This is a genomic window from Lentzea atacamensis (genome assembly GCF_003269295.1).
GTDB classification, from domain to species: Bacteria; Actinomycetota; Actinomycetes; order Mycobacteriales; family Pseudonocardiaceae; genus Lentzea; species Lentzea atacamensis.
In genome coordinates this window covers 576,575-598,584 of sequence record NZ_QLTT01000001.1, presented here as the reverse complement: position 1 = coordinate 598,584, position 22,010 = coordinate 576,575, and the positions used below count along the sequence as shown (strand labels likewise).

Genomic DNA, 22,010 nt, shown 5'->3' with positions numbered 1-22,010 from the left:
ACTCAGGCCACCGACACCCCTTCTGGCGCTGCCGGCGGGACCGGCACCACCACCCTTGCCGGGTCATCGAACAAGATCGTCAACTTCTCGCAGACGTGCCTCGCCGCCGAGCCCTCCTGGAAGGCTGTCGCACGTGCCAAGCGGACCCGTTCGAGCAGGTGATGGGGATCGTCCTCGCCGTGCAGGAGTTCCTCGACCATCGCGACGAACTCGGTCGAGTCGCACTTCTCCCGATGCCACACGATGAGCGGCACGCCCGCCCTCAGCCCGACCGCGACCTCGTCCTGGCCCGCCTTCTCGACCTGGGGCGGCGCGCTCAGCACCAGCGACACGAGCTTCGGCTTGCGCTCGAAGTTCGACATCAGCTCGCGCAACCCGTCGCCCGTGGAGGCACGGCTCCAGCACGCGGAGTCGCGTTTGATCGCATGGCTGATCTTGAGCTGCGTCACCAGCACTTCCCAGCGGGCGTGCCAGGACCGGTGCCACTTGCGCCGCACCATCCGGTCGAGGCTGCGCACCACCAACGGGTACCGGCAGCCGATCGGTTCCGGAATCAGGCTGTCGGTCTCCCACGGCCACTGGTCCACGTCCAGCGAGATGATCTCGCTGGGCAGGATGATCTCGATGTGGATGTCGGGGCGGTACTGCCCCCAGTTCTCCTCGACCTCTTCGATGAGCGCGGCGACGTGTTCCTTCATCGCCTCGAGATCGTCGACCAGGTCCCGGCCGCGGTGCGGCGACCAGCCCTGGGACAGGTCGAGCTGCCGCCAGTGCGACAGGCGGTACCGGTCGCCCGTGGCGCCCTCGCGTTGCAGCTGCAGCAACAGATAGGCCGCGGAGCGGGGCGGGGGCGCCAGCAGGTCCGGCGTGTCCGGGGCGTTGTCCCGCACGGCTTTGAGCTCGTGCGCGAGATCCATCCGGATGGCCTGGTGCTCCACCCACCGGCGCAGCTCGATCGCGAGCTCCGGTCGCACCCTGGCCGCGATGTGCTCGACGAGCAGCAGCGGTTTCGGTATTCCGCTCGGATCGGAATTCATGGTCTCAAGTGCGCGGAACACCTCGAGATAGGTCGTTTGCTCGCGGAGCCGGGGCGCCGCCGGACCCGCGATGGTCTCGTAAATATCGGCGATGTCGGCCACCACGACGCCGTGCAGCAACGTGAACAGCCTCTTGGTTTCCTCCGCCGGAAGGATTTCGAGTGCTGTCATCTCCGCAACGATTGCCCGCAGCGCTGCCATCGGCTTCGAGCCCTGCTCAATCCGTTCGAGCACGCGCTGCAACGCGGTCAGCCCTTTCGGGTGTTGCGTGCACACCTCTGCCAGGCTGTACAGGTGTCCGACCGCCTGTTTGTGCTCCTCGAACGGCAATTGCTCGCGCAGTTCGTCACACACCATCCGGGCTACCAGGTTGCGGCCACTGCGATCCGCCAGACAGGTGATTTTCCGCATGGCGTCGACAAGAGGCCACAGAGTACCGCGTTCAGCACTCTCCTCCGCCCACACCATCCTGGCCTCCCCGGTCGAGGTCGGTGTTCGGAGTATGGCAGCGATCGCCCGCCCTCAGGGTGTCGGTTTGTCACCGTCGTGTATTACAGACCGCAATCAAATTCGCGGACTGTCGTCCACCAGTGCGCGCACGGCTTCCTCCGAACGGCGCACCGGATTGGACTCGCCTTCCAATTCCCGCAGCACACGCAGCAGATCGTCGAGACCGCCGTCGTAGTCCTGGCAGGTGCGCACCAGCTCGATCACGTGCAGCCGGGCGCGCTGGTGGTGCGGCACCGCCTCGGCGATCTCCCGTCGCAATCTCGCCAGGACAAGCTTGCGGCTCGACTCGTCACGCACCGAAGGCACCTCCAGCAGCGCGTTGACGACGGCCGTGAACGCGTCACCGGAGTCTGGCGGGCGGGGAGGTGTGCTCGACCCGTAGACGTGGATCCCGCCGTGAACCGTGCCGGCCTGCACCACGTTCTGAGCCGATCCGCTCATCTCGTTGCGGTGGGTGGGCGGCTCTTCGGGCTCGGTCACGTCTCGCAGCTTGGCACAGCTCCCGCCGGTGCGCGACTGTCCACTGTGGCCGGTCAGAGGCTGATCTCCCTGCCTTCCCACCGCCGCCGCAACCACCGGTCGTGGCTCGCGAGCACGATCGCGCCCGGCCCCGCCCCCAGCGCGTCCTCCAGCTCGTCGCACAGCGTCGGCGACAGGTGGTTGGTGGGCTCGTCGAGCAGCAGCAGGTGCGGTGGATCAGCTACGAGCAGCGCGAGCGCGAGCCTGCGTCGCTGGCCCGCCGACAGCGCGCCGACCGGTTTGCCCAGGTCCCGCTTGTGCAGCAACCCCAACGACTCCAGCGGCACCCGCGCGACCCGTTCGGCGCCGAGCGCCCGGCCGTAGGTGCCGCGCGGGGTGAGGCGCGGGTTGGCGAACTCGGTGTCCTGGGCGAGCAGGCCGACGCGGAGCCGAGGATGCCGCAGCACGCCCGGCGGCTGGAGCTGACCGGCGAGCACCAGCAGCAGGGTCGACTTGCCCGCGCCGTTGGGGCCGGTCACGAGCAGCCGCGTGCCGTCGCGCACGTCGAGGTGGTCGAGCTCGAGGCGTCCGGACACGTGGACTTGTCGCAGTGACACCAGAAGCTCGTCCTCGGCGAACGACGTCAGCGCGTCGGGGGTGAAGCTCAGCGGGTGCGGGGGAGCGGGCACGCGGCGGCGTTGCAGGTCCTCGATGCGGCGCGTGGTGTTGCGGACCCGGCGGGAGATCTGGCTCTGCACGCGGTTGGCGCGGACGCCGTAGCCCATCTTCTCGCTGTCCCGCGGCGCGCGGTTCGGCGCTACCCGGTGCGCGGTGATGCCGAGCGACTCGCGCAGCTCGGCGAGCTCTTCCTGCTCTTCGAGGTGACGGCGTTCCCAGCGCCCGCGCTCGGCGCGTTTGTGCCGCACGTACTCGCTGTAGGTGCCGCCGAACCGGACCGGGCCGTCCACCGCGGGGTCGAGGTCGACGAGGTCCGTGCACACCGCGTCGAGGAACGCCCGGTCGTGGCTCGCCAGCACGACGGTGCCGGGCAGCTCCCGCAGCCGCTCCGCGAGGAACTCGGCCCCGGCGTCGTCGAGGTGGTTCGTCGGTTCGTCGAGCAGCAACGCCGACGGCCTGCGGACCACGAGCGCGGCGACCGCGAGCCGGCGGCGCTCGCCACCGGAGAGCGAACCGAGCCGGCGTTCCCACGCCACGTCGGCGAGACCGAGGCCGGCGAGGACGATCCCGGCCCGGCGGTCCGCGTCCCAGGCCTCGTGCCGCTGCGCCAGTTCGAGTCGTTCCGCGTAGGCGGCTGAAACGTCTTCGGTGGCGAGCAACGATGCGAGGCGGTCCAGCTCGGCGAGGTCCGCCCGTGCCTCCGCGAGCGCGTCGTCGACGACGTCGGCGACCGTGGCGGACTCCGCGTAAGGCATCTCCTGGTGCAGGAAACCCAGATCGTGCGGGCGGGTCACGGTGCCACCGTCGGGCTGGTCGGTGCCCGCGAGCAGCCGCAGCAGCGTCGACTTGCCGGCACCGTTCTCCCCGATCAGCCCGATCCGCCTGCCGGGTGCCGCGGTCAGCGACACCCCGTCGAGCACCCGCCGGTCGCCGAAGACGCGCACCAGCTCGGAGGCGACCAGCGCGGCCTCAGCCATTGCCGGCCTCCAGCAGCTTGCCGTTGTCCAGGCGCAGCCGGCGGTCGATCCTCACCTCGTTCAGGAACCGTTCGTCGTGGCTCACGACGACGAACGCGCCCTGGTACGCGTTAAGCGCGCTTTCCAGCTGACCTGCGCTGATCAGGTCGAGGTTGTTGGTGGGCTCGTCGAGCAACAGCAGCTGCGGCGCGGGCTCGGCGAACAGGACGCACGCCAGCGTGGCCCGCAGCCGTTCGCCGCCGGACAGCACGCCGACCGGCAGGTGGGCCCGCGGGCCGCGGAAGAGGAAGCGCGCCAGCAGGTTCATCCGTTCCGCCGGTGGCAGGGCCGGGGCGAACGCGGCGAGGTTCTCGGCCACCGTGCGGGCGTCGTCGAGCAGGTCCAGCCGTTGCGACAGGTAGGCGACGCGGCCGTCGGCGCGCTTCACCTCGCCGCTGTCCGGTGCGAGCGACCCGTGGACGACGCGCAGCAGCGTCGACTTGCCCGCACCGTTCGGGGCGGCCAGCGCGATGCGTTCCGGACCCCGGATCGCCAGGTCCACACCGTCGAACAGGTCACGGACGCGGAGACCCGTGCCGAGGAACAGCGTGCGGCCGGCCGGCACGGCGGTCTGCGGCAGCTCCAGGCTGATCTTCTGCTCGTCCCTCAACGCCCGTTCGGCCTGGTCCAGCCGCGTCCTGGCGGCACTGAGCCGCGCCGCGTGCGTGCCGTCGGCCTTGGCCGCGGTCACCTCGGCGTTGCGCTTCATGTTGCCGGCGAAGATCCGCGGCAGACCGGCGCTGGAGAGGTTGCGCTGCGCGTTGCTCGCCCGCCTGGCCGCGCGTTCGCGAGCCTGCTGCATCTCCCGCTTCTCGCGCCTGACCTCCTGCTCGGCGCTGCGGATGTTCTTCTCCGCGACCTCGCGTTCGGCGGCGACGGCCTCCTCGTACTCGCTGAAGTTGCCGCCGTAGAACCGGATCTCGCCGCCGTCGAGCTCCGCGATCCGGTCCATCCGGTCGAGCAGCGCGCGGTCGTGACTCACCACGAGCAGGCACCCGCGCCAGTCGTCCAGGACGTCGTACAGCCGGTGCCGGGCCTCCAGGTCGAGGTTGTTGGTCGGCTCGTCGAGCAGCAGCACGTCCGGCTGCCTGAGCAGCTGGGCCGCGAGCCCGAGCGAGATGATCTGCCCGCCGCTCAGCGTGCCGAGCCTGCGGTCGAGCGCGAGGTCGCCGAGCCCGAGCCGGTCGAGCTGGGCGCGGGTGCGTTCCTCCAGGTCCCAGTCGGTGCCGATGACGGTGAAGTGCTCCTCGTCGACGTCACCGGACTCGACGGCCGCGATCGCCCGCAGCACGTCCGCCACGCCGAGCACCTCGGCGACGGTCAGCTCCGCGGTCAGCGGGAGGTCCTGCGGCAGGTGGCCGAGCACGCCGTCGACGGACACGCTGCCACCGGTGGGCGTCAGCGTTCCCGCGATGAGCTTGAGCAGTGTCGACTTCCCCGCGCCGTTCGGGGCGACGAGACCGGTGCGGCCGCTGGGCACCGTGACGGAGAGGCCGTCGAACACCGGGGTGTCGTCGGGCCAGGCGAAGGACAGGGCGGACACGACGATGCCTGCGTCGGGCATGGGTGAAACCTCGGGATGTGCTGCGCGCGAACCGATCGCGCGAGTGGAAAAGGGGACGACGAAACGGCCATCACGAGCGATGGCCTGTCACATCTCGGGCTCACCCTGAGATGTCGTCTTCACCCACCAGCAGCACGTCGAGCTCCTCGTCGAGGCGTTGATCTCTCTTCCACGTTAGCAGCACCGCGCAATTCGGCGGGGGACACTGGTACTGCTCGCACTCGCACGAAGGGGGACAGGTGTCCGACGCCGTTCTACAGCTGCTGCGCGACCGCGTGCAGCACCGAAGCACTCCAGGACAGCGAACCGACGACGCGCGCCTGGTGCTGCTGATCGAAGGTGGAAGCTCACGCGGTGCCTACTCGAGCGGCATGACCGTCGCCATCGAGCGACTCGGCCTGTTGCCGACGTTCGACGCGGTCTACGGCAGCTCGGCGGGTTCCCTGAACGGCGCGTGGCTGTTGTGCGGCCGTGCCGAGAGCACCAAACACGCGTGGTGGGACCCGAGAGTCATGCGGACGACGATCAACCCGATGCGCGCCTTCCGCCGGCAACCGGTCGTGGACACCCAGCACCTCATCCACACCGTCTACACCCGGGTCATGCCGATGGGCTTCCAGGACATCCTCGACAACCCCGTCGAGTTCCACCCGATCGCCACCGACGCCCGCACCGGTGAGCCGGCCGACCTGCACCCGCTGATCCACGACATCCCGAGCCTGCAGGCCGCGCTGAGGGCGTCGACCGCGATGCCGCTGCTCACCGGCAGGCCCGTCGTGATCGAAGGCCGCCCGTACGTCGACGCGGGCCTGAGCGAGTCGTTCGGCGTGCGGACGGCACTCGCCCAGAAGGCCACGCACATCGTCGCCCTGCGCACGCGCCGGAGCGACGAGATCCCGTCCGCCCCGTCCCGCGGCGAACGGATCGTGCTGACGCGGTGGTTCGCCCGCCACGCGCCGGGAGTCGCGCAGACCTGGCTGCGTCACCTGGAGATCCGCCTCGAGGAGGAGGACCTGCTCGCGTCGCATCCCGCGTGCCTGCAGATCCGCCCGCCCCTCGGCAGCCTGCGCGTCGGCCGCACCGAACGACGTCCCGACGTGTTGCGCGCCGTCGTCGACACCGGCGACCGGGCAGCGATGAACGAACTGGCGACCTGCGTCCTGGAGCCCCGATAGCGGTTACTTTGATCGCGTGGACTTCGACGAGTACCGGAAGTACGACGCCACCGGGCTGGCCCGGCTGGTCGCGGACCGGCAGGTGTCCGCGGCTGAACTGCTGACGGCGGCGCGGGACCGTGCCGCCGCGGTCAACCCGCGGATCAACGCGATCGTCAGGGACGTTCCCGCCGAGCCGTCGGACGACCTCACCGGCCCGTTCGCCGGGGTGCCGTTCCTGATCAAGGACCTCGGCCAGGACTACGCGGGCCTGCCGTCGTCGAACGGGTCCCGGTCGCTGAAGGCGCATCCGGCCGCCGAGCACTCGACCGTCGTCCAGCGCTGGCTCGACGCGGGCCTGGTGATCTTCGGCAAGACCAACCTGCCGGAGTTCGGCGCGAAGGCGATCAGCGAGTCGCTCGCCTGGGGACCCGCGCGCAACCCGTGGGACCTGGAGCGGACGCCCGGCGGGTCGTCGGGCGGATCGGCGGCCGCGGTCGCCGCGGGGATCGTGCCGTGCGCCGGCGCGAACGACGGTGGCGGCTCGATCAGGATTCCCGCGGCGTGCTGCGGGCTCGTCGGGCTGAAGCCGGGCCGCGGGCTCACCCCGTTCGGCCCGGAGACCGCAGAGATGATGCACGGCGCGGCGGTGCAGGGTGTCGTGTCGCGGACCGTGCGGGACACGGCCGCGATGCTCGACGTCATCTGCGGCGGCGAGCCGTTCGGGCCGTTCTCGCCCGCTATGCCGGAAGCGTCGTTCGCGTCGTGCGTCGGCGAGAGTCCGGGCAAGCTGCGGATCGGCGTGCGGGTGCCGTCCGCGATCACCCCGAAGCCGCACGCCGAGGCGTACGCGGCCGTCGAGAACGCCGTGCGGGTGCTGACCGATCTCGGCCACCAGGTCGAGGAACTGCCGGAGGCGCCGTTCGACGACGCCGCGCTCGCCCGCGACTTCCTGCTGCAGTGGTTCGTGAACCTCGCCTGGAAGGTCGCCGACGCCAAGCGGGTGTCCAAGGCGCCGGACATCGCGTTCGAGCGCGACACACTGCTCATGGCCGCGCTGGGACGGGCAACGAGCCCCGTCGACTACGTGGACGCCGTCCACCGGCGGCACGAGCACACCCGCAGACTCAGCGTGTTCTTCGAGTCCTACGACCTGCTGCTCACGCCGACGCTCGCCACCCCGCCTCCCGAGGTCGGCGCGTTCGACCTGCCGCAGTCGTTGCGGCGGGCGACCGACGTGCTGCTCAAGACCCGCACGGCCCATCTCCTGCGTTACACGAAGATCCTCGACGACATGATCTCCGACAACCTCGGCTGGGTCCCGTACACGCAGCTCGCGAACCTGACGGGGCGTCCGGCGATCTCGTTGCCGCTGCACTGGACGGCGGACGGGTTGCCGCTGGGCGTGCAGTTCGTCGCGCCGCTCGCGGGCGAGTCGCTGCTGATCCGGCTCGCGGCCCAGCTGGAGGAAGCGCTGCCGTGGTCGGAGAAGGTGGCGGTCATTCGCTGAGGACGCGCAGCAGCCGATGTTCGTCATCCGCGGGACTGCCGTGCCCCGGATCGCATCGGCCTGCCCCAGGGCGGCTATGACCATGCCCGTGCTGTCGCCCAGGCCGGGCAGGTGGGTCACCGCTCGCGGACGGTGAGGACCGCACCGGACAGGCCGACGACCGCGGTGACCACGCCGAAACCCGTTGCCGTGGCCGCGAGCTGGGAGATCCACGCGCGCGACTTCGCGCTGCACGCCGTGCTGACCGACGGCAAGCTCGAGACCGGTGTCGGTCCGCACCCCGGCAAGCCGGATCTGGTCATCACGGCCAACCTCGCCGACGACGAGCTGGCCTCCTACCGCGCGATCGTGCGGGCGGCGAAGAGCGGGCGGGTCGACGTGAGCTGCCGCCGCAAGCTGCTCGACACGTTCCTGCGGGTGTTCACCGTTCCCGCGGCCTAGCGACTCCGCGCGCGATCCCGAGCTCGACCAGGTCCTGCGGCCGCAGCCGCAACTGGTCGGCGGTGTCCCGCACCCGCGACGGATCGCGCTTCAGGATCGCCGCCGCGAGCTCGGGCGAGATCACCGCGAGGTAGCTGTCCGGCGTGACCCACAACCGGCCGGGCGCCGCGAACGCGAGTGCTCCACCGGACCCGCCTTCGCCGATCAGCAGCGTCGTCACCGGCACCTGAGCGGCCGCGACCGCGGTGAACATGTCCGCGATGGCCGCTCCGACACCCGCCTTCTCGGCGGCCGCGTCGTTGGCCGCGCCGGGCGTGTCCACGAGCGTCAGCACCGGGATCCCGAGCCGGTCGGCCAGCCGCACCAGGCGCGCCGCCGTGCGAAACCCGGCCGGCCGCGTGGCCGTGCCGCACTGCGCGGCGTACGCGATCGTCGTGCCGGAACGCTGCCCGAACCCGCACAGCACACCGGAATCGACGCCGCCGCAACGGTCTCCGCTGACCGGCTCGTGCCAGTCGAAGTAGGCCGCGAGGTAAGCGGCGGCACGCGGCCGGTCCGGTGCACGGGCGCGTTGCACCGCGTCCCAGCCGGTGTCCGGCAACTCCGCACATCCCAGCGCCGCCGGCACGGCAGCGGGCTCGAGCTCGGCCGGGGTGAGCAGCCGCAGCCAGCGTTCCAGCCGGACCCGCAGCTCGTCCGGCGGCACGAGCTGATCGACCAGACCGGCCGCGAACTGCTGGGTCACCGAGTATCCCGGCGGCCGCACCCGTGACCCGGCGAACCCGACCTGGGCACCGCGAAGGCCCAGCGCGACGTCGGCGCCGGCCCCGAGCGTCGCCCAGCCGCCACCGGTGGTGGGGTCGCGCAGCACGGCGATGTGCGGCAGCCCCGCCTCACGCGTCAGGACGAGCTGGCGCGCGATGCGTTGCAGCTGCAGCAAGGCGGGCGTGCCCTCCTGCATCCGGCTGCCTCCGGTCCTGACCAGCGACACCACCGGCAGCCGCAGCGCGCGGGCCCGCTCGAACGCCTGCTCGATGCGTGCGCCGGTGCGGGTTCCCAGCGAGCCGCCGAAGAAGCCGAACTCGAATGCCACGACCATCGCGGTGACGCGGCCGATTTCCGCGATGCCGCACACGACGGACTCGCGTTCGCCGGTTCGCTCGGTGGCCTGGGCCAGCTGGTCGTCGTAGCCGGGCCAGCCGAGGGGGCCGTCGTGCGCGGTGGTGGGTGTGTCGGTGTGGCTGGAGCGGTCGTGTGTGGTGGTGGCGGTGGTTGAGGTGTCGTCGTGACCGGCGCGGTCAAGAGGACCGCCACTCGAGCACCCGGCGGCGGCCGGCACGTCGCCCCACCCGAGCCTGCCCGATCCCGAGGCCACCTCCGGATCAGGCAGCTCGGTGAACACCGACGCCAGCCGCCCGATCAGCGCGCGGGCGGGCTCAGGCCCGGAGCGCACGCTTCACGACCTTGCCCATGTCGTTGCGCGGCAACGACTCCACGAACCGGACGAGCCGCGGCCGCTTGTGCGGGGTGAGCAGGCGGGCCACGTGGTCGGCGAGCTCCCGTTCGTCGGGCGCGGGGCCGGCGGGCACGACCCAGGCGATGATCCGCTCGCCCAGGTCGTCGTCGGGTTCGCCGGTCACCGCCACCTCGGCGACTCCCGGGTGTTCCAGCAGGGCGTTCTCGATCTCGCCCGCGCCGATCTTGTAGCCGCCGCTCTTGATGATGTCCGTGGCCTTGCGCCCGACGATCCGGTAGTAGCCGTCGGGGTCGCGCGTGCCGACGTCGCCGGTGCGGAACCAGCCGTCCGCGAACGCCTCGGCGGTGGCGTCCGGGCGGTTCAGGTACTCGGTGAAGAGGTTCGGCCCGCGGACCTGGATCTCGCCCACCGCACCGGCTTCTTCCAGGGTCTGGCCGTTGTCGTCGACGAGCCGGGCCTCGACCCCCGGCAGCGGCACGCCGACGGTACCGGGACGGCGGTCGCCGTCGGCGCGCACGCTGGTGTTCATCAGCGTCTCTGTCATGCCGTAGCGCTCGACCACCCGCTGGCCGGTCGCCGCCGCGATCCGCTCGTGGTCGCGCACGGGCAACGCGGCCGAGCCCGACACCAGCAGCCGTGCCGAGCGCAGCGCGCGAGCGAGGCCGGGATTCGAGCCGACCTCCTCCGCGATGCGGTGGTACATCGTCGGCACGCCGAACATCATCGTGCCGTCGCCGTCCAGCGCCTCGGTCAACGCGGTCGTCGAGAACTTGCCCAGGTGGTGCAGCGTGCCACCGCGCCGCAATGGGCCGAGCACGCCGAGGATCAGGCCGTGCACGTGGAACAGCGGCAGCGCGTGCACCAGCACGTCCGAGGAGGTCCACTCCCACGCTTCGGCCACGGCGTCCAGTGTGGACACGATCGCCCGGCGGGGCAGCACGACGCCCTTGGGCGCTCCCGTGGTGCCCGAGGTGTAGACGATCAGCGCGGGCGAGGAGGGATCCGGCTCCGCGAACGGCTCGTCCGACGAGACGTCGAGCGTGACGTCCCGCCGCGGCACCGACTGCAGTCCTTCGGGCAACCGCGCTCCCGGTGCTGCGAGCACGTTGGCGGGCGCGCTGTCCGCCACGATGTGCGCCAGTTCGCGTTCGCCCACCTTCGGGTTGAGCGGCACGGCGGGCACCCCGGCGAGCAGAGCCGCGACGACGGCGACGCACGTCTCGATCGACGGCGTGGCCCAGATCGCCACGCGGGGCAGCCCGGACAACTCGCGTGCCAGGGCTCCCGCGCAGGACGCGAGCTCGGTGTGGGTGAGGGTGCGGTCGCCGAAGCGGAGCGCGACGCGGTCGGAGGACAAGGGGAACATCACGGGCTCACCAGATTCCGGGGACGACGAGGGCGAGCCAGACCAGCGGCGGCGCTGCCGCGACCATGATCCCGCCGTAAACCATGAGCTGCTTGAAGAACTTGTCGCGGTCGACGTCCTGCGCACCGGCCAGCACCAGCGCTCCGTTCGTGGAGAACGGGCTCACGTCGACCACGGTCGCCGACACCGCGAGCGCCGCGATCAGCCCGACCGCGCTGACCTCACCCTGCAGCAGGAACGGCACGGCGAGCGGGATCAGCGCGCCCATGATGCCGACCGACGAGGCGAACGCGGACACGATCGCGCCGATGTAGCAGATCAGCAGGGCGGCGAGCAGGGGAGCACCGACGCCCGCGACCGAGTCGCCGGCCCACTTGATCGTGCCCATCGTCTGCAGCACGGCGACGTAGGTGAGGATGCCGCAGATCAGCAGCACGGTCGGCCAGGTGATCTGGGTGATCGCCTGCTTGGAGGTCTCCGGCCACACCACGCTGAGCAGCACCGCCACCGTGATCGCGGCGAGGCCGACGTCGAGGTCGAACACCAGCGCCGCCACGACGAGCGCGGCCAGCCCCACGAGGGTGGCGATGCGCGGCGCGGTCAGCGTGATCGGGTCCTCGGCGTCGTCCGCGGTTCCTCCACCGCCCGCGTGGACGAGCGCGGGTGCCGCGACGGGGTGCCGGGCCAGCTTCATGCCGCCGCACACCACGAACACCACGGAGGAGATCAGCAGGTTCACCACGAGGCTCGCCAGGAACAGCACGATCTCGTTGCCCGGTAAGCCTTCCTTGGCCACGATGCCGTTGACGATCGTGCCGTAGATGCTGATGGGGGAGAAGCCGCCGGCCTGCGCGCCGTGCACCACCATCACGCCCATCAGCAGCGGACTGATCTTGTACTTCGCGGCGAAGCCCATCGCGATCGGCGCGACGATGGCGACCGCCGCCGGGCTCACCGCGCCGATCGCGGTGAGGACGCCGGTGATCGCGAACATCACCCACGGCATCAGGGCGATCCGCCCGCCCACCAGCCGGATCGCCAGGTGCACCAGCCAGTCCGTGGTGCCGTTGGCCCGCGCGATGGCGAACAGGAACGTCACCCCGACCAGCACGACGAACAACGAGCCGGGGAAGCCCTTGAAGATGTCGTCGGTCTTCATGTCCGCGACCAGCGTGCCGACGCCGAACGCGGCGGCGAACGCGAGCGCGCCCATGTTGATCGACCTGGTCGTGGCGATGACGAAGACCACGACCAGCACGAGTATGGAGATCAGTTCGGCGGACATGCAGGGCTCCCGTCGTTGGGCTCTCCCAGAGGTGGCTAAGTGGCTGAGCCACTTTCCGCCCACGCTCCACCGGCTGTCAAGAGGTGGCCTAGTGGCTGAGCCACTTCAGCGGATATCCTGGACCGATGTCGGAGGCACTGCGGCCCATGGTCAAGTCCCGCCTGTACGAGCAGGTGCTCGAACGCCTGCGCGCGTACGTGGCCGAAGCGGGCCTGAGCGCGGGCGACAAGCTGCCCGCCGAGCGCGAGCTCGCCGCGAGCCTCGGAGTGAGCCGCGCGTCGGTGAAGCAGGCGATCGTGGTGCTGGAGGTTCAGGGCCTCGTCGAAGCACGTCACGGCGGCGGCACCTACCTCGTCCGCGACACCCTCGACGTCGAACCGGTCGAGCAGCTCGTCGAACGCCGCAAGCGCCTCCCGGAGGTGCTGGAGGCGCGCGAGGCGCTGGAGACGAAGCTCGCCGAGCTCGCCGCGGAACGCCGCACGGACGCCGAGCTCGAGGACATCCGCCAGGCCCTGGACTTCATGCGCGACGAGATCGCCGGCGGTGACTTCGGCGTGGAAGGAGATCGCCGCTTCCACGCCGCCGTCACCGCCGCCGCGCACAGCTCGTTGCTCGCCGACTTCATGAAGACCATCGCCGGCCAGATCACCGAGAGCCGCACCGAGTCGCTGCGCCAGCCGGGTCGCCCGTCCCGTTCGCTGGCGCAGCACACGGCGATCTACGAGGCCATCGCCGCGGGCGATCCGAAGAAGGCGGCGGCCGCCATGCGCAAGCACGTCCGCACGGTCGCGAAGGTGCGGTTGCTGGACTGGGTGCCGGAGGACTGATCAGCGGATGTCGATCACCGCCAGCTGACGCACTCCCGGCGCCCGGACGACACGACTCAACCCGTCGGCGTTGTGCACGACGACCGTCCAGTCCCGTTTGGACACCTTGCTCTGCTGCACCGTGATCACGCCCTTGTGCTGGGTGATCCGGGTGCGGCCCTTGTCCTCGTACAACGTGAACTCGCCCGTCGCTCCGGCGGTCACGTGCACCGTGAGCGCGTCGGTCGGGTTCTGCACGTCGTTGGTGACGTTGTTCGTGCGTTCGACCAGCATTCCGCCGGCGCGCAGGAACACCGGCATGGTGTCCCAGCCCGCGCTGACGGTCGCCCACGTGTTGCCCTGGTACACGCGGCCGGTGAAGTAGTCGGTCCACTGGCCCGGGGGAAACCACACCCGCGTCTCACCGGTGTCTCCGGGCGTCGTGATGGGCGCGACCAGCACGTCCGGGCCGAGCAGGAACTGGGTGTCCACGGTGGAGTACGCCTCCGGGCTGCCGGGGTGGTCGATGAAAGCCGGGCGCACCATGGGAACTCCGGTGCGGCTGGCCTGCTCCGCCAGCGTGTAGAGGTACGGCACCAGGCGTTCGCGCAGGTTCAGGAACTTGGTCGCCGACGCCTGCGCGGCCGGACCGTACTGCCACGGCAGGCGATCACCGTGGTTGCTGTGCAGCCGCGTGATCGGCTGGAACGCGCCGAGCTGCACCCACCGCGCGTAGAGATCGTCCGGCAGCTTGGTGGTGTAGCGGAGCTGACCGTTGTCGAGGTACGTCTCCGAGCCGCGTAGCCCGGTGGTGTCGTTGTGCCCGCCGATGTCGTGGCTGATCGCGGACATCCCGGTCGACACCCCCTCGGCCGAGGTGTAGCCGATGGTCGCCTTGAGCGCGCCCCACGTCGACGAGGTGTCGCCGGTGAAGTGCAGGGTGGTGCGCTTCTCCGCCCACGGTCCGGTCGGCAGCGGCCCGGATCCGCTGTAGCCGCCCGCCTGCAACGACCCGAAGCCGCGCGAGAACGCGAACCCGCCGAGCTTCGCGTACTGCTCGTTGATCCACGAGTCCGGCGTGACCCCGCGCAACGACGATCCCGAACCGTCGCAGCACCAGTCGAGCCACCAGAAGTCCGTCGGCATCTTCTGGTGCAGTTCGATGTACGCGCGCAGCTGGTCCGGGTCGCCCCAGTCGAAGACGTAACAGTCCGTGCAACCCTGCCCCTTCGCGAGCTTGCCCTTGGCGGTGGCCTGAGCCTGCGGGAAGTCCGGATCGTTGCCCTGGATGCTCGGGTGGATGTTGAGCGTGCTGTGCAGCCCTTCGCCGTGCACCCAGTCCAGGAAGCCTTGCGGGTCGGGGAACTTGTTCGTGTCGACGCGCCAGCCGTTCCACGTGTTGTGCGCCTTGAAGTCGGTGTCCACCACCAGCACGTCCAGCGGCACGCCGTGCTGCCGGAACGCGGGCAGGATCCGGTCGCGGTAGTCGGCGGCGGTCCGGTCGATGTACTCGGAGTACCAGACGCCGAAAGCCCAGCGCGGCAACAGCTTCGGCCCGCCGGTCAGCCGCGCGAGGTCACCCAGTGCCGCCTTGTGGTCCTGGCCATATCCGAACACGTAGCCGTCCTGGTACGGCTGCGCTCCACGGTCCGGTCGCGGCGTGCCGTTGGCGTAGGCGGAACCCGTGTCGTCCAGCAGGTACCAGCCGTCGCGGTACAACAGGCCGGGGTAGAGCTGCGGGGCACCGCTGTTGCCGGTGTAGCCGTCGAGCGAGCGCCGGTAGCCGCCGAGGGCCAGGTGCTGCTGGGTGGCGTTGACGCCGATGGTGTCGAGGTTGACGTGGCAGCCGGTGTCCGGACACGTGACGGCGAGGTCGGAAGTGCCTGCCGGCAAAGGGATCCGCGCGGCTGTGGTGGCCCACGTGGCCCAGTTCGCCGTCGTGGGCAACGTGATCGCCTGCCCGTTGAGCAGCACGGTTCGCGGCTCGTGCTTGCCGTCGCCGCCGACACCGTTGGCGTAGCGCAGGTTCACGGTGTAGGTGCCCGCCGCCGGAACACCGCTCACCCGCTGGCTGAGCTTGGTCCCGCCGACCAGCTCGGCGACGAACCCGGTGCCGGTGTGGCCGGCGTGCTCGTCGGCGATGGCGGCCGCGCCGGTGAGCGCGCCGTTCTCGGCCTCGCACGTGGTGCCGAACCGGCAGTCGTCCAGCGCCCGGTCCGGTGTGGCCGGGTACGGCTGGCCGAGTCCGAGCAGCGCGAGGCTGTCAACGTTGACATTGCCCGAGTCGGTGAGGTTCTTCGTCAGCGAGACGCGGTGTTCGCCCGCCGGCAGGTCGACCTCGGCCTCGGCCGGCTTCCAGTCGCGCCAGTCCGCTGTCGCCGGCAAGGTGATCTGCCGCGAGAACCGGCCGTCGACGCTGAGGCTGAGCGTGCGGTTCTCGTGCCTGCCGTCACCGCCACGCCCGTTCGCGTACTTGACGGCGATCCGGTGCTTTCCCGGGGCGGCGGCTCTGACCGTCGCAGTGATCCCGTTGTTGGCGTAGGAGAAACCCGCCACGAAGCCCGCGCCGGTGTGGCCGGGATGCTCCCGCGCGACCAGCATGCCCTCTCGTTGCTGGTCTTCAGCCTCGCAGAGCTGACCGGTCGCACAGACCACCCGCCGCCACGGGGACGCGGTCGTGCCGTTGGTCGTCAGTTCGAGGTTGTCCGCGCGGAACGGCCCGGAGTCCACGCGATAACGCAAGGTCAGAGCCGAGGTGGTGATGATCAGCCAGCCGTCTTCGACCCGCGTGCGATAGGGGGTTCGGGGAAAGCCGGTGCGATTTACAACGTTGTAAGTGGGCGCGTTCTCAAACCTGCGGTCTCCCGCGTACTCACTGCGCACGAGGGTGGGGGAGAGGACCTGGAACCTGGCCTGCCCGGACACGACCGTGTTGGTCGGCTGGGCCGCTGCCGGAGTGGGAAGGACCAGCCCCAGCAGGGCCAGCAGGGGGGCGACTGTCGCGCGTTTCCGCATCCGTGCTCCTCGTCTGACGCCGTCGGCTTCCGAGGTGTTCAGGTACCTGAACTTCCCTCACCTTGGCCTGACGGTGTGGAGCGATCAAGACTCCAGTCGGCGCACAACGCCGACGAACTCCCGGACCAGCGGGTTGGCCGACTGCTCCGGCCAGGCCAGCGCGATCCGCAGCGGTTCGACGCCGACGATCGGCCGCCAGGTGAGGTCCGGGTGCACGTAGAAGCTCTTCATCGACTCCGGCCCGATGCACACCCCGGACGTGGTGGCGACGTGCTCCAGCATCTCCTCGACGTTTTCGTTCTCCGGCCCCCACACCGGCGCCGACCCGTCCGGCCGCGGGTTGACCGCCCACCAGTCCACCCACTCCCGCGGCGCCAGCTTCGTCCACATGAGGGGCTCGTCCCGGAGGTCGCCGATACCGACTTCCTCCTTTTCCGCCAACGGATGTGTCTTGCGCACGGCCACCCACCGCGGTTCGGTCGCGACGACCACCGAGTGCAACTTCCGGAGGTTCGCGGGCAACCACACGAAAGCGACGTCCGCCAAGCCGTCCCGCAGCGCCTGGGGCTCACCGCCCCAGTCGAACCGTTTCGGCTCAACGGTCACGCCCGGAAACCGTTCCTTGAACACCTCTCGGGCGTTGCGCGCGAAAGTGCCACCACCGGTGGCGGTGAACCCGACCCGCAGCACGTTCCGCTCGGGAGCACGACGCCTGCGGGTCTGGACATCACGTGGACGCTGGCGTACCGGATCCGTGGCGGCAAGATCGTGGAGGCGGTGAACTTCGCCGCCGACCAGCACGCCGCCGACGCGTTCTTCTGGCGCCAGTACCCGCTGGCGCCGATCCCGGGAAGGTTCGACTAGTCCGGTAGCAGCGGCACCGAGATGCCGGGATCGCGGCCGAGCATCGCGGCCCGCGTCACCGACGATGAGCCGAACCGGTCCTTCAGCCGGTCCAATGTGGAGTCGAGCGCGCCGGGCGAGTGGTCGTCGAACGGCAGCATCAACTGAATCGTGTCCTCGTCGCTCAGGTTGGTCAGGGACACGCCGAGCAACGTGATGCCGCGGCTCGCGATTTCCGGCAGGGCGGCGGTGAGAAGCAGCCGTGCGGCGGTCAGCAGGAGGCCGGTCTCCGCTGTCGGGTGGATCAGCGTGTGCGAGCGCGTCGCCCTGGTGAAGTCCGCGAAACGCAGGCGCAGCACGACGGTTCTGCAGGCGCGATGGGCGTTGCGCAGCCGTCGTGTGATGCCGTCGACGAGCGAGGTGAGAATGGCGTCGAGGTCGTGCGGCGCGCGGCCCAGGGCGCGCTGGGAGCCGATCGAGCGGCGGCGGCGTCCGGCCAGGACCGGGCGCGGGTCGCGGTTGTGCGCCAACGCGTGCAGGTGCCGGCCCGCCGCCTTGCCCAGGATCGAGACCAGGTCCGTCTCGTCGAGGCGGGCCACCTGGCCGACCGTGCGGATGCCCAGGTCGTGCAGCTTGGCTGCGGTCACCTTGCCCACGCCCCACAGCCGCTGCACCGGGAGCGGGTGCAGGAAGTCGAGCTCGCGGTCGGCCGGCACGACCAGCAGGCCGTCGGGTTTGGCCACGGCGCTCGCGACCTTGGCGAGGAACTTCGTGCGGGCCACCCCGACGGTGATGGGCAGGCCGACCTCGCCGAGCACGCGCTCACGCAGCCGGCTGGCGATCAGTTCCGGTGGCCCGACGATCCTGTGCAGGCCGCCGACGTCGAGGAACGCCTCGTCGATCGACAGGCCCTCCACCAGCGGGGTGGTGTCGCGGAACACCTCGAAGACCGCCTTGCTCGCCGCGGAGTACGCGGACATGCGCGGCGGCACGACGACGGCGTGAGGGCAGAGGCGCAGTGCACGTGCGCCGCCCATCGCGGTGCGGATGCCGAACGCCTTGGCCTCGTAGCTCGCCGCCAGCACCACGCCGCCGCCCACGATCACCGGGCGGCCGCGCAGGCGCGGGTCGTCCCGCTGCTCGACGGCGGCGTAGAACGCGTCCAGGTCGGCGTGCAGGATCGGCGTGAGGCTCACGAACACATGTTCGCATCCATCACTCGTTCAGCACAGTGCTCAATTCGTCCACCTACGACGGTCGCGAGTGTCTCGATGCCGGGCGGGGTGTCCTCAGCGAGGACCGCCGGACACGCCGGGCGAAGCGGGACGGCGCGGCGCACGCCACCAGCAGCTCGCCCCGGCCATGCGGGGGCTTCCCCGGCGGTGCAGGCGCTCGGCGAGAAGTCTCCAATGCGGCACTCCGAGGTTCCTTGCCGCGCAAAGACCTCACGAGAGTGGATCAACCGGGAGTCCGGCATCCGGCCGAGGGTGGCCGACCTTCACCTCATGGGCGCAGAGAACCGGAACGGCGAGGTAGTGACTTGCCCCCGAACCACAGGTATAACTTGTTCTCATACGGCAAGAGTGAGGAAGATCACATGGCCCACACAATGAGGTGTGACAACGGTTTCAAGGGTCCCTCTCGACGCACGTTCATCGCAGGAACCGGTTCTATTCTTGGAGCGGTGGCCCTCGGCGGCCTGAGTCCCGCGGCACGAGCCTCCGCTTCCGCGACCATCTCCGACGCCGCCGTCGTGCCCGCTCTGGTCATCGGTACCGGTTACGCCGGCTGCGTGACGGCCCTGCGTCTCGCGCAGGCCGGTGTCGACGTCCACATGATCGAAATGGGTCTGGCGTGGGACACGCCCGGTGCGGACGGCAAGATCTTCGCCAACACCACGACACCGGACCAGCGGTCGTACTGGTTGCGGACCAGGACGAAACAGCCGATCAGCAACTTCCTGGGCTTCCCGATCGACAAGGACGTCCCGCGCTACACCGGGATCCTGGACGCGGAGGAGTTCGGCGGCATCACCGTCTACCAGGGACGCGGTGTCGGTGGCGGGTCGCTCGTCAACGGCGGCATGGCCGTCACGCCACGCCGTGAGTACTTCGGCGAGGTCCTGCCGACGGTCAACCCGGACGAGATGTACAACGTCTACTACCCGCGCGCCAACGCCGAGCTCGGGGTCACGATGATCGACCCGGCCTGGTTCGACACCACCGCGTGCTACCAGTACGCCAGGGTCGGCCGCAAACACGCCCAGCGGTCCGGTTTCCCGTTCGTCTACGTGCCCAACGTGTACGACTGGAACTACATGAAGCAGGAGGCGGCCGGCACCGTCCCGAAGTCGGCGCTGGCCGGCGAGATCCTCTACGGCAACAACCACGGCAAGAAGTCCCTGCAGCAGACCTACCTGCGCAAGATCAGGGCGACCGGCCGGGTCACGATCTCCCCGCTGCACAAGGTCACGTCGGTCGCACCCGCGTCCGGTGGCGGCTACACCGTCACCATCGAACAGATCAACACCACCGGTGCCACGGTCGCGACCAAGAGCGTCACGGCGGCCAAGGTGTTCTTCGCGGCGGGCAGCGTCGGGACGAGCAAGCTGCTGGTGAAGCTCAAGTCCACCGGAGCGCTGCCGAACCTCAACGGCGAGATCGGCAAGGGCTGGGGCGACAACGGCAACGTCATGTGCGGCCGTGCCAACCACATGTGGGACCCGACCGGCTCACTGCAGTCGTCCATCCCCACCGCGGGCATCGACAACTGGGCTGCGGGCGGCACGTTCGCGGAGGTGGCCCCGCTGCCGACGGGGATCGAGACGTACGCCTCGTTCTACCTGTCCATCACCAGGACGCCGAGCCGCGCCGAGTTCTCGTGGAACGCCGCCGCGGGCAGGGTCGACCTCAACTGGCAGACCGCGTGGAAGCAGACGTCCATCAACGCCGCCAAGACCATCTTCGACAAGATCAACGCGAAGGAGGGGACGATCTACCGGACCGACCTCTTCGGCGTCTACAAGGTCTGGGGCGACCACCTGACGTACCACCCGCTCGGCGGCGCCGTGCTGAACAAGGCCACCGACAACCACGGCCGCCTGCACGGCTACAGCGGTCTGTACGTGATGGACGGTGCGCTGATTCCCGGCAACACCACCGTGAACCCGTTCGTCACCATCACCGCGCTGGCCGAGCGGAACATCGAGAAGATCATCGCGACTGATCTGTGAGTCCGGTGCGGAGGACTCAGAACTTGGGCAGCACGCACATGGCGTCGAGGCCCAGCACGTGGTTCAACCTGCCGAACGCGAGCCACGAGCCGATGCACATGCTCAGCTCCGCGATCTCCACCTGACTGTAGTGCGCGGTCATGCGGGACCAGAACTCCTCGTCGAGACCGTGGTGATCCAGTGCGTACCGCTCGGCGTACTCCGCGGCCAGCCTGGTGCGGTCGTCGAAGGTGTCGGTGGTGCGCCACTGGGTCACCGCGTCGAGGAACCCCTCCTCGACCTTCTGCCCGTCGCGCTCGGTCCGCCAGTCCATGCAGAACATGCACCCGTTGATCTGCGCGATCCGCAGCCGCGCCGCCTCGAACTCGCGCAGCCCGAGCGTGGTGTGGCTGTACACCGCCAGCGAGAAGTTCGCCGCCGCGACACCGATGCCGGGCACCATCTCCCCCCACACGTACGCGATCGGGTCCTTGCCCTCGGGGATGTCGAGGTTCATCGTGAGGTCCTTCCGAGCTTGCCGGTGGCGGGGCGCAGCGGGACGTCGAGCGCGTCGTAGAGGCCGGGATCCGCGGCGGCGAGCCAGTCGATGGCGTTCACGAGCCGGCCGACCGCTGTCGCGTTGCCGCCCGCGGACCGGTTCTCGCCCTCGTCGGTGGCCTCGACCGAGACCTCGATGCGCGGGCGCCCCTCGATGATCACCTTGTGCGCGCCGTCCCCGGACGGAGGCATCGGCCAGTCCGTGGCGCACGACGCGTGGATGCGCGTGACGTGCTCGATGACGATGAGCGGTTTGCCGCCGACGATGCCCTGCACCTCGAACCGGATCGCACCCTGCGTGCCCGCCTCGAACTCGCCCATGGTCCGCGTCGTCACCGCGGCGTCGAGCGCACGCCGGTCGACGGTCTCGCGGATCTCCTCGACCTCGACACCCAGCGCCCTGGCCATGAGCCGGATCTGACCGCCCCACACCATGGTCGGCACCGTCGGCATCAGCATCGGCGCCTGGTAGTCCAGCGGCTGGCCCATGCCGATCAGCCACCGCACCGCGTCCGGCTGGTCGTAGGTCGAGTAGTCGAAGATCTCCTGGCAGCGGACCGCGTCGATCTCGCTGCCCAGGCCGCTGATCAGCAACGGCAGCACGTCGTTGCCCCAGCCGGGGTCGACACCGGAGACGAACAGCGAACCACCGCCCTCCGCGATGGCAGTTAGAACCGGTTCTCGTAGCTCCGGCGGCGCGCTGCGGTGGTCGTAGAGCGCGTACAGCGAGGGCGTGACGACGACCGCGCCGGCCCGGATCGCCCTGGTGATGTCGGCGAGCGCGTCGTCCGGGCGGATGTCGCCGGAGGCCGCGTACACCACGGCACGTGGACTGGCGGCCAGCACCGCGTCGATGTCGCTGGTGGCCGTGATCCCGAGTTCGACGTCGAGCCCGGCGAGAACGCCCGCGTCCCGCCCGACCTTGTCCGGGTTGTGGACGACGACCGCCGCCAGCTTCAGCGCCGGATGAGCCTCGACGGCCCGAATCGCGGCACGGCCGACGTTTCCCGTGCCCCACACCACTGTGGCGATCATGCGTCGTAGGATAACTAGAACACGTTTCAGTTGCATAGTCCTCGT

The 22,010-nt window shown here is 70.1% G+C and carries 17 protein-coding genes; 5 read left to right on the top strand and 12 right to left on the bottom strand.

The window, feature by feature from the left end; all coding sequences use genetic code 11:
• Positions 1 to 2: 2 nt before the first annotated feature.
• The 4 genes from C8D87_RS03060 to C8D87_RS03045 form a co-directional block, all read right to left on the bottom strand.
• Positions 3 to 1,448, bottom strand: coding sequence for a VMAP-C domain-containing protein (locus C8D87_RS03060; protein ID WP_146771609.1), 1,446 nt, complete (start codon positions 1,446 to 1,448; stop codon positions 3 to 5).
• Between the two features lie 153 nt (positions 1,449 to 1,601).
• On the bottom strand, positions 1,602 to 2,027 hold the full coding sequence (locus C8D87_RS03055) for an effector-associated domain 2-containing protein (protein WP_112225448.1): 426 nt from the start codon (positions 2,025 to 2,027) through the stop codon (positions 1,602 to 1,604).
• A 53-nt stretch (positions 2,028 to 2,080) separates the two neighbouring features.
• Positions 2,081 to 3,661 carry an ABC-F family ATP-binding cassette domain-containing protein gene (locus C8D87_RS03050; RefSeq protein ID WP_112225447.1) on the bottom strand — a complete coding sequence of 527 codons (1,581 nt, stop codon included), beginning with the start codon at positions 3,659 to 3,661 and terminating at the stop codon, positions 2,081 to 2,083.
• Positions 3,654 to 5,264, bottom strand: coding sequence for an ABC-F family ATP-binding cassette domain-containing protein (locus tag C8D87_RS03045; RefSeq protein ID WP_112225446.1), 1,611 nt, complete (start codon positions 5,262 to 5,264; stop codon positions 3,654 to 3,656). The genes C8D87_RS03050 and C8D87_RS03045 overlap by 8 nt, the downstream gene beginning before the upstream one ends.
• 239 nt (positions 5,265 to 5,503) lie before the next feature.
• Here C8D87_RS03045 and C8D87_RS03040 point away from each other — a divergent pair, with 239 nt between their 5' ends.
• The 3 genes from C8D87_RS03040 to C8D87_RS03030 all read left to right on the top strand — a co-directional run bounded on the left by C8D87_RS03040 (position 5,504) and on the right by C8D87_RS03030 (position 8,369).
• Positions 5,504 to 6,439, top strand: a complete 936-nt coding sequence (locus C8D87_RS03040; RefSeq protein WP_112225445.1) for a patatin-like phospholipase family protein — start codon at positions 5,504 to 5,506, stop codon at positions 6,437 to 6,439.
• Positions 6,440 to 6,455: 16 nt separating this feature from the next.
• Positions 6,456 to 7,928, top strand: coding sequence for an amidase (locus C8D87_RS03035; RefSeq protein WP_112225444.1), 1,473 nt, complete (start codon positions 6,456 to 6,458; stop codon positions 7,926 to 7,928).
• A gap of 132 nt (positions 7,929 to 8,060) precedes the next feature.
• Positions 8,061 to 8,369, top strand: a complete 309-nt coding sequence (locus tag C8D87_RS03030; RefSeq protein ID WP_146771608.1) for a hypothetical protein — start codon at positions 8,061 to 8,063, stop codon at positions 8,367 to 8,369.
• On the opposite strand, the gene C8D87_RS03025 is transcribed toward C8D87_RS03030, so the two are convergent.
• From C8D87_RS03025 to C8D87_RS03015, 3 genes are read right to left on the bottom strand one after another with little or no spacing between them, the layout of a single operon-like run.
• Positions 8,350 to 9,822: a carboxyl transferase domain-containing protein gene (locus tag C8D87_RS03025; protein WP_233441874.1), complete on the bottom strand. Its 1,473-nt coding sequence runs from the start codon at positions 9,820 to 9,822 to the stop codon at positions 8,350 to 8,352. The two genes, C8D87_RS03030 and C8D87_RS03025, sit on opposite strands and share 20 nt — an antisense overlap.
• Positions 9,806 to 11,212 (bottom strand): acyl-CoA synthetase, encoded by a 1,407-nt coding sequence (locus C8D87_RS03020; protein WP_112225442.1) that lies wholly within the window; start codon positions 11,210 to 11,212, stop codon positions 9,806 to 9,808. Before C8D87_RS03020 ends, C8D87_RS03025 begins: the two co-directional genes overlap by 17 nt.
• Before the next feature lie 7 nt (positions 11,213 to 11,219).
• Complete coding sequence (locus tag C8D87_RS03015; protein ID WP_112225441.1) at positions 11,220 to 12,497, bottom strand: SLC13 family permease; 1,278 nt, start codon at positions 12,495 to 12,497, stop codon at positions 11,220 to 11,222.
• Between the two features lie 125 nt (positions 12,498 to 12,622).
• On the opposite strand from C8D87_RS03015, the gene C8D87_RS03010 reads away from it, so the two are divergent.
• Positions 12,623 to 13,324 (top strand): FadR/GntR family transcriptional regulator, encoded by a 702-nt coding sequence (locus C8D87_RS03010; protein ID WP_112225440.1) that lies wholly within the window; start codon positions 12,623 to 12,625, stop codon positions 13,322 to 13,324.
• Here C8D87_RS03010 and C8D87_RS03005 read toward each other — a convergent pair whose 3' ends face one another.
• The 3 genes from C8D87_RS03005 to dinB all read right to left on the bottom strand — a co-directional run bounded on the left by C8D87_RS03005 (position 13,325) and on the right by dinB (position 18,363).
• Positions 13,325 to 16,318: a TIM-barrel domain-containing protein gene (locus C8D87_RS03005; RefSeq protein WP_112225439.1), complete on the bottom strand. Its 2,994-nt coding sequence runs from the start codon at positions 16,316 to 16,318 to the stop codon at positions 13,325 to 13,327.
• Between the two features lie 84 nt (positions 16,319 to 16,402).
• A complete protein-coding gene (locus C8D87_RS03000) occupies positions 16,403 to 17,008 on the bottom strand; it encodes a LysR family substrate-binding domain-containing protein (RefSeq protein ID WP_170166254.1) in 606 nt (201 codons plus the stop codon).
• A gap of 170 nt (positions 17,009 to 17,178) precedes the next feature.
• Complete coding sequence (dinB, locus tag C8D87_RS02990; RefSeq protein WP_112225437.1) at positions 17,179 to 18,363, bottom strand: DNA polymerase IV; 1,185 nt, start codon at positions 18,361 to 18,363, stop codon at positions 17,179 to 17,181.
• Positions 18,364 to 18,845: 482 nt separating this feature from the next.
• Here dinB and C8D87_RS02985 point away from each other — a divergent pair, with 482 nt between their 5' ends.
• Entirely contained in the window at positions 18,846 to 20,393 is a 1,548-nt protein-coding gene (locus tag C8D87_RS02985; RefSeq protein ID WP_459178190.1) for an FAD-dependent oxidoreductase, read from the top strand.
• A gap of 16 nt (positions 20,394 to 20,409) precedes the next feature.
• Here the strand turns inward: C8D87_RS02985 and C8D87_RS02980 are convergent, their stop codons facing one another.
• Positions 20,410 to 20,889, bottom strand: a complete 480-nt coding sequence (locus tag C8D87_RS02980) for a carboxymuconolactone decarboxylase family protein (RefSeq protein WP_112225435.1) — start codon at positions 20,887 to 20,889, stop codon at positions 20,410 to 20,412.
• Positions 20,886 to 21,965, bottom strand: coding sequence for an NAD(P)H-dependent amine dehydrogenase family protein (locus C8D87_RS02975; protein ID WP_112225434.1), 1,080 nt, complete (start codon positions 21,963 to 21,965; stop codon positions 20,886 to 20,888). The genes C8D87_RS02980 and C8D87_RS02975 overlap by 4 nt, the downstream gene beginning before the upstream one ends.
• Between the last annotated feature and the right edge of the window lie 45 nt (positions 21,966 to 22,010).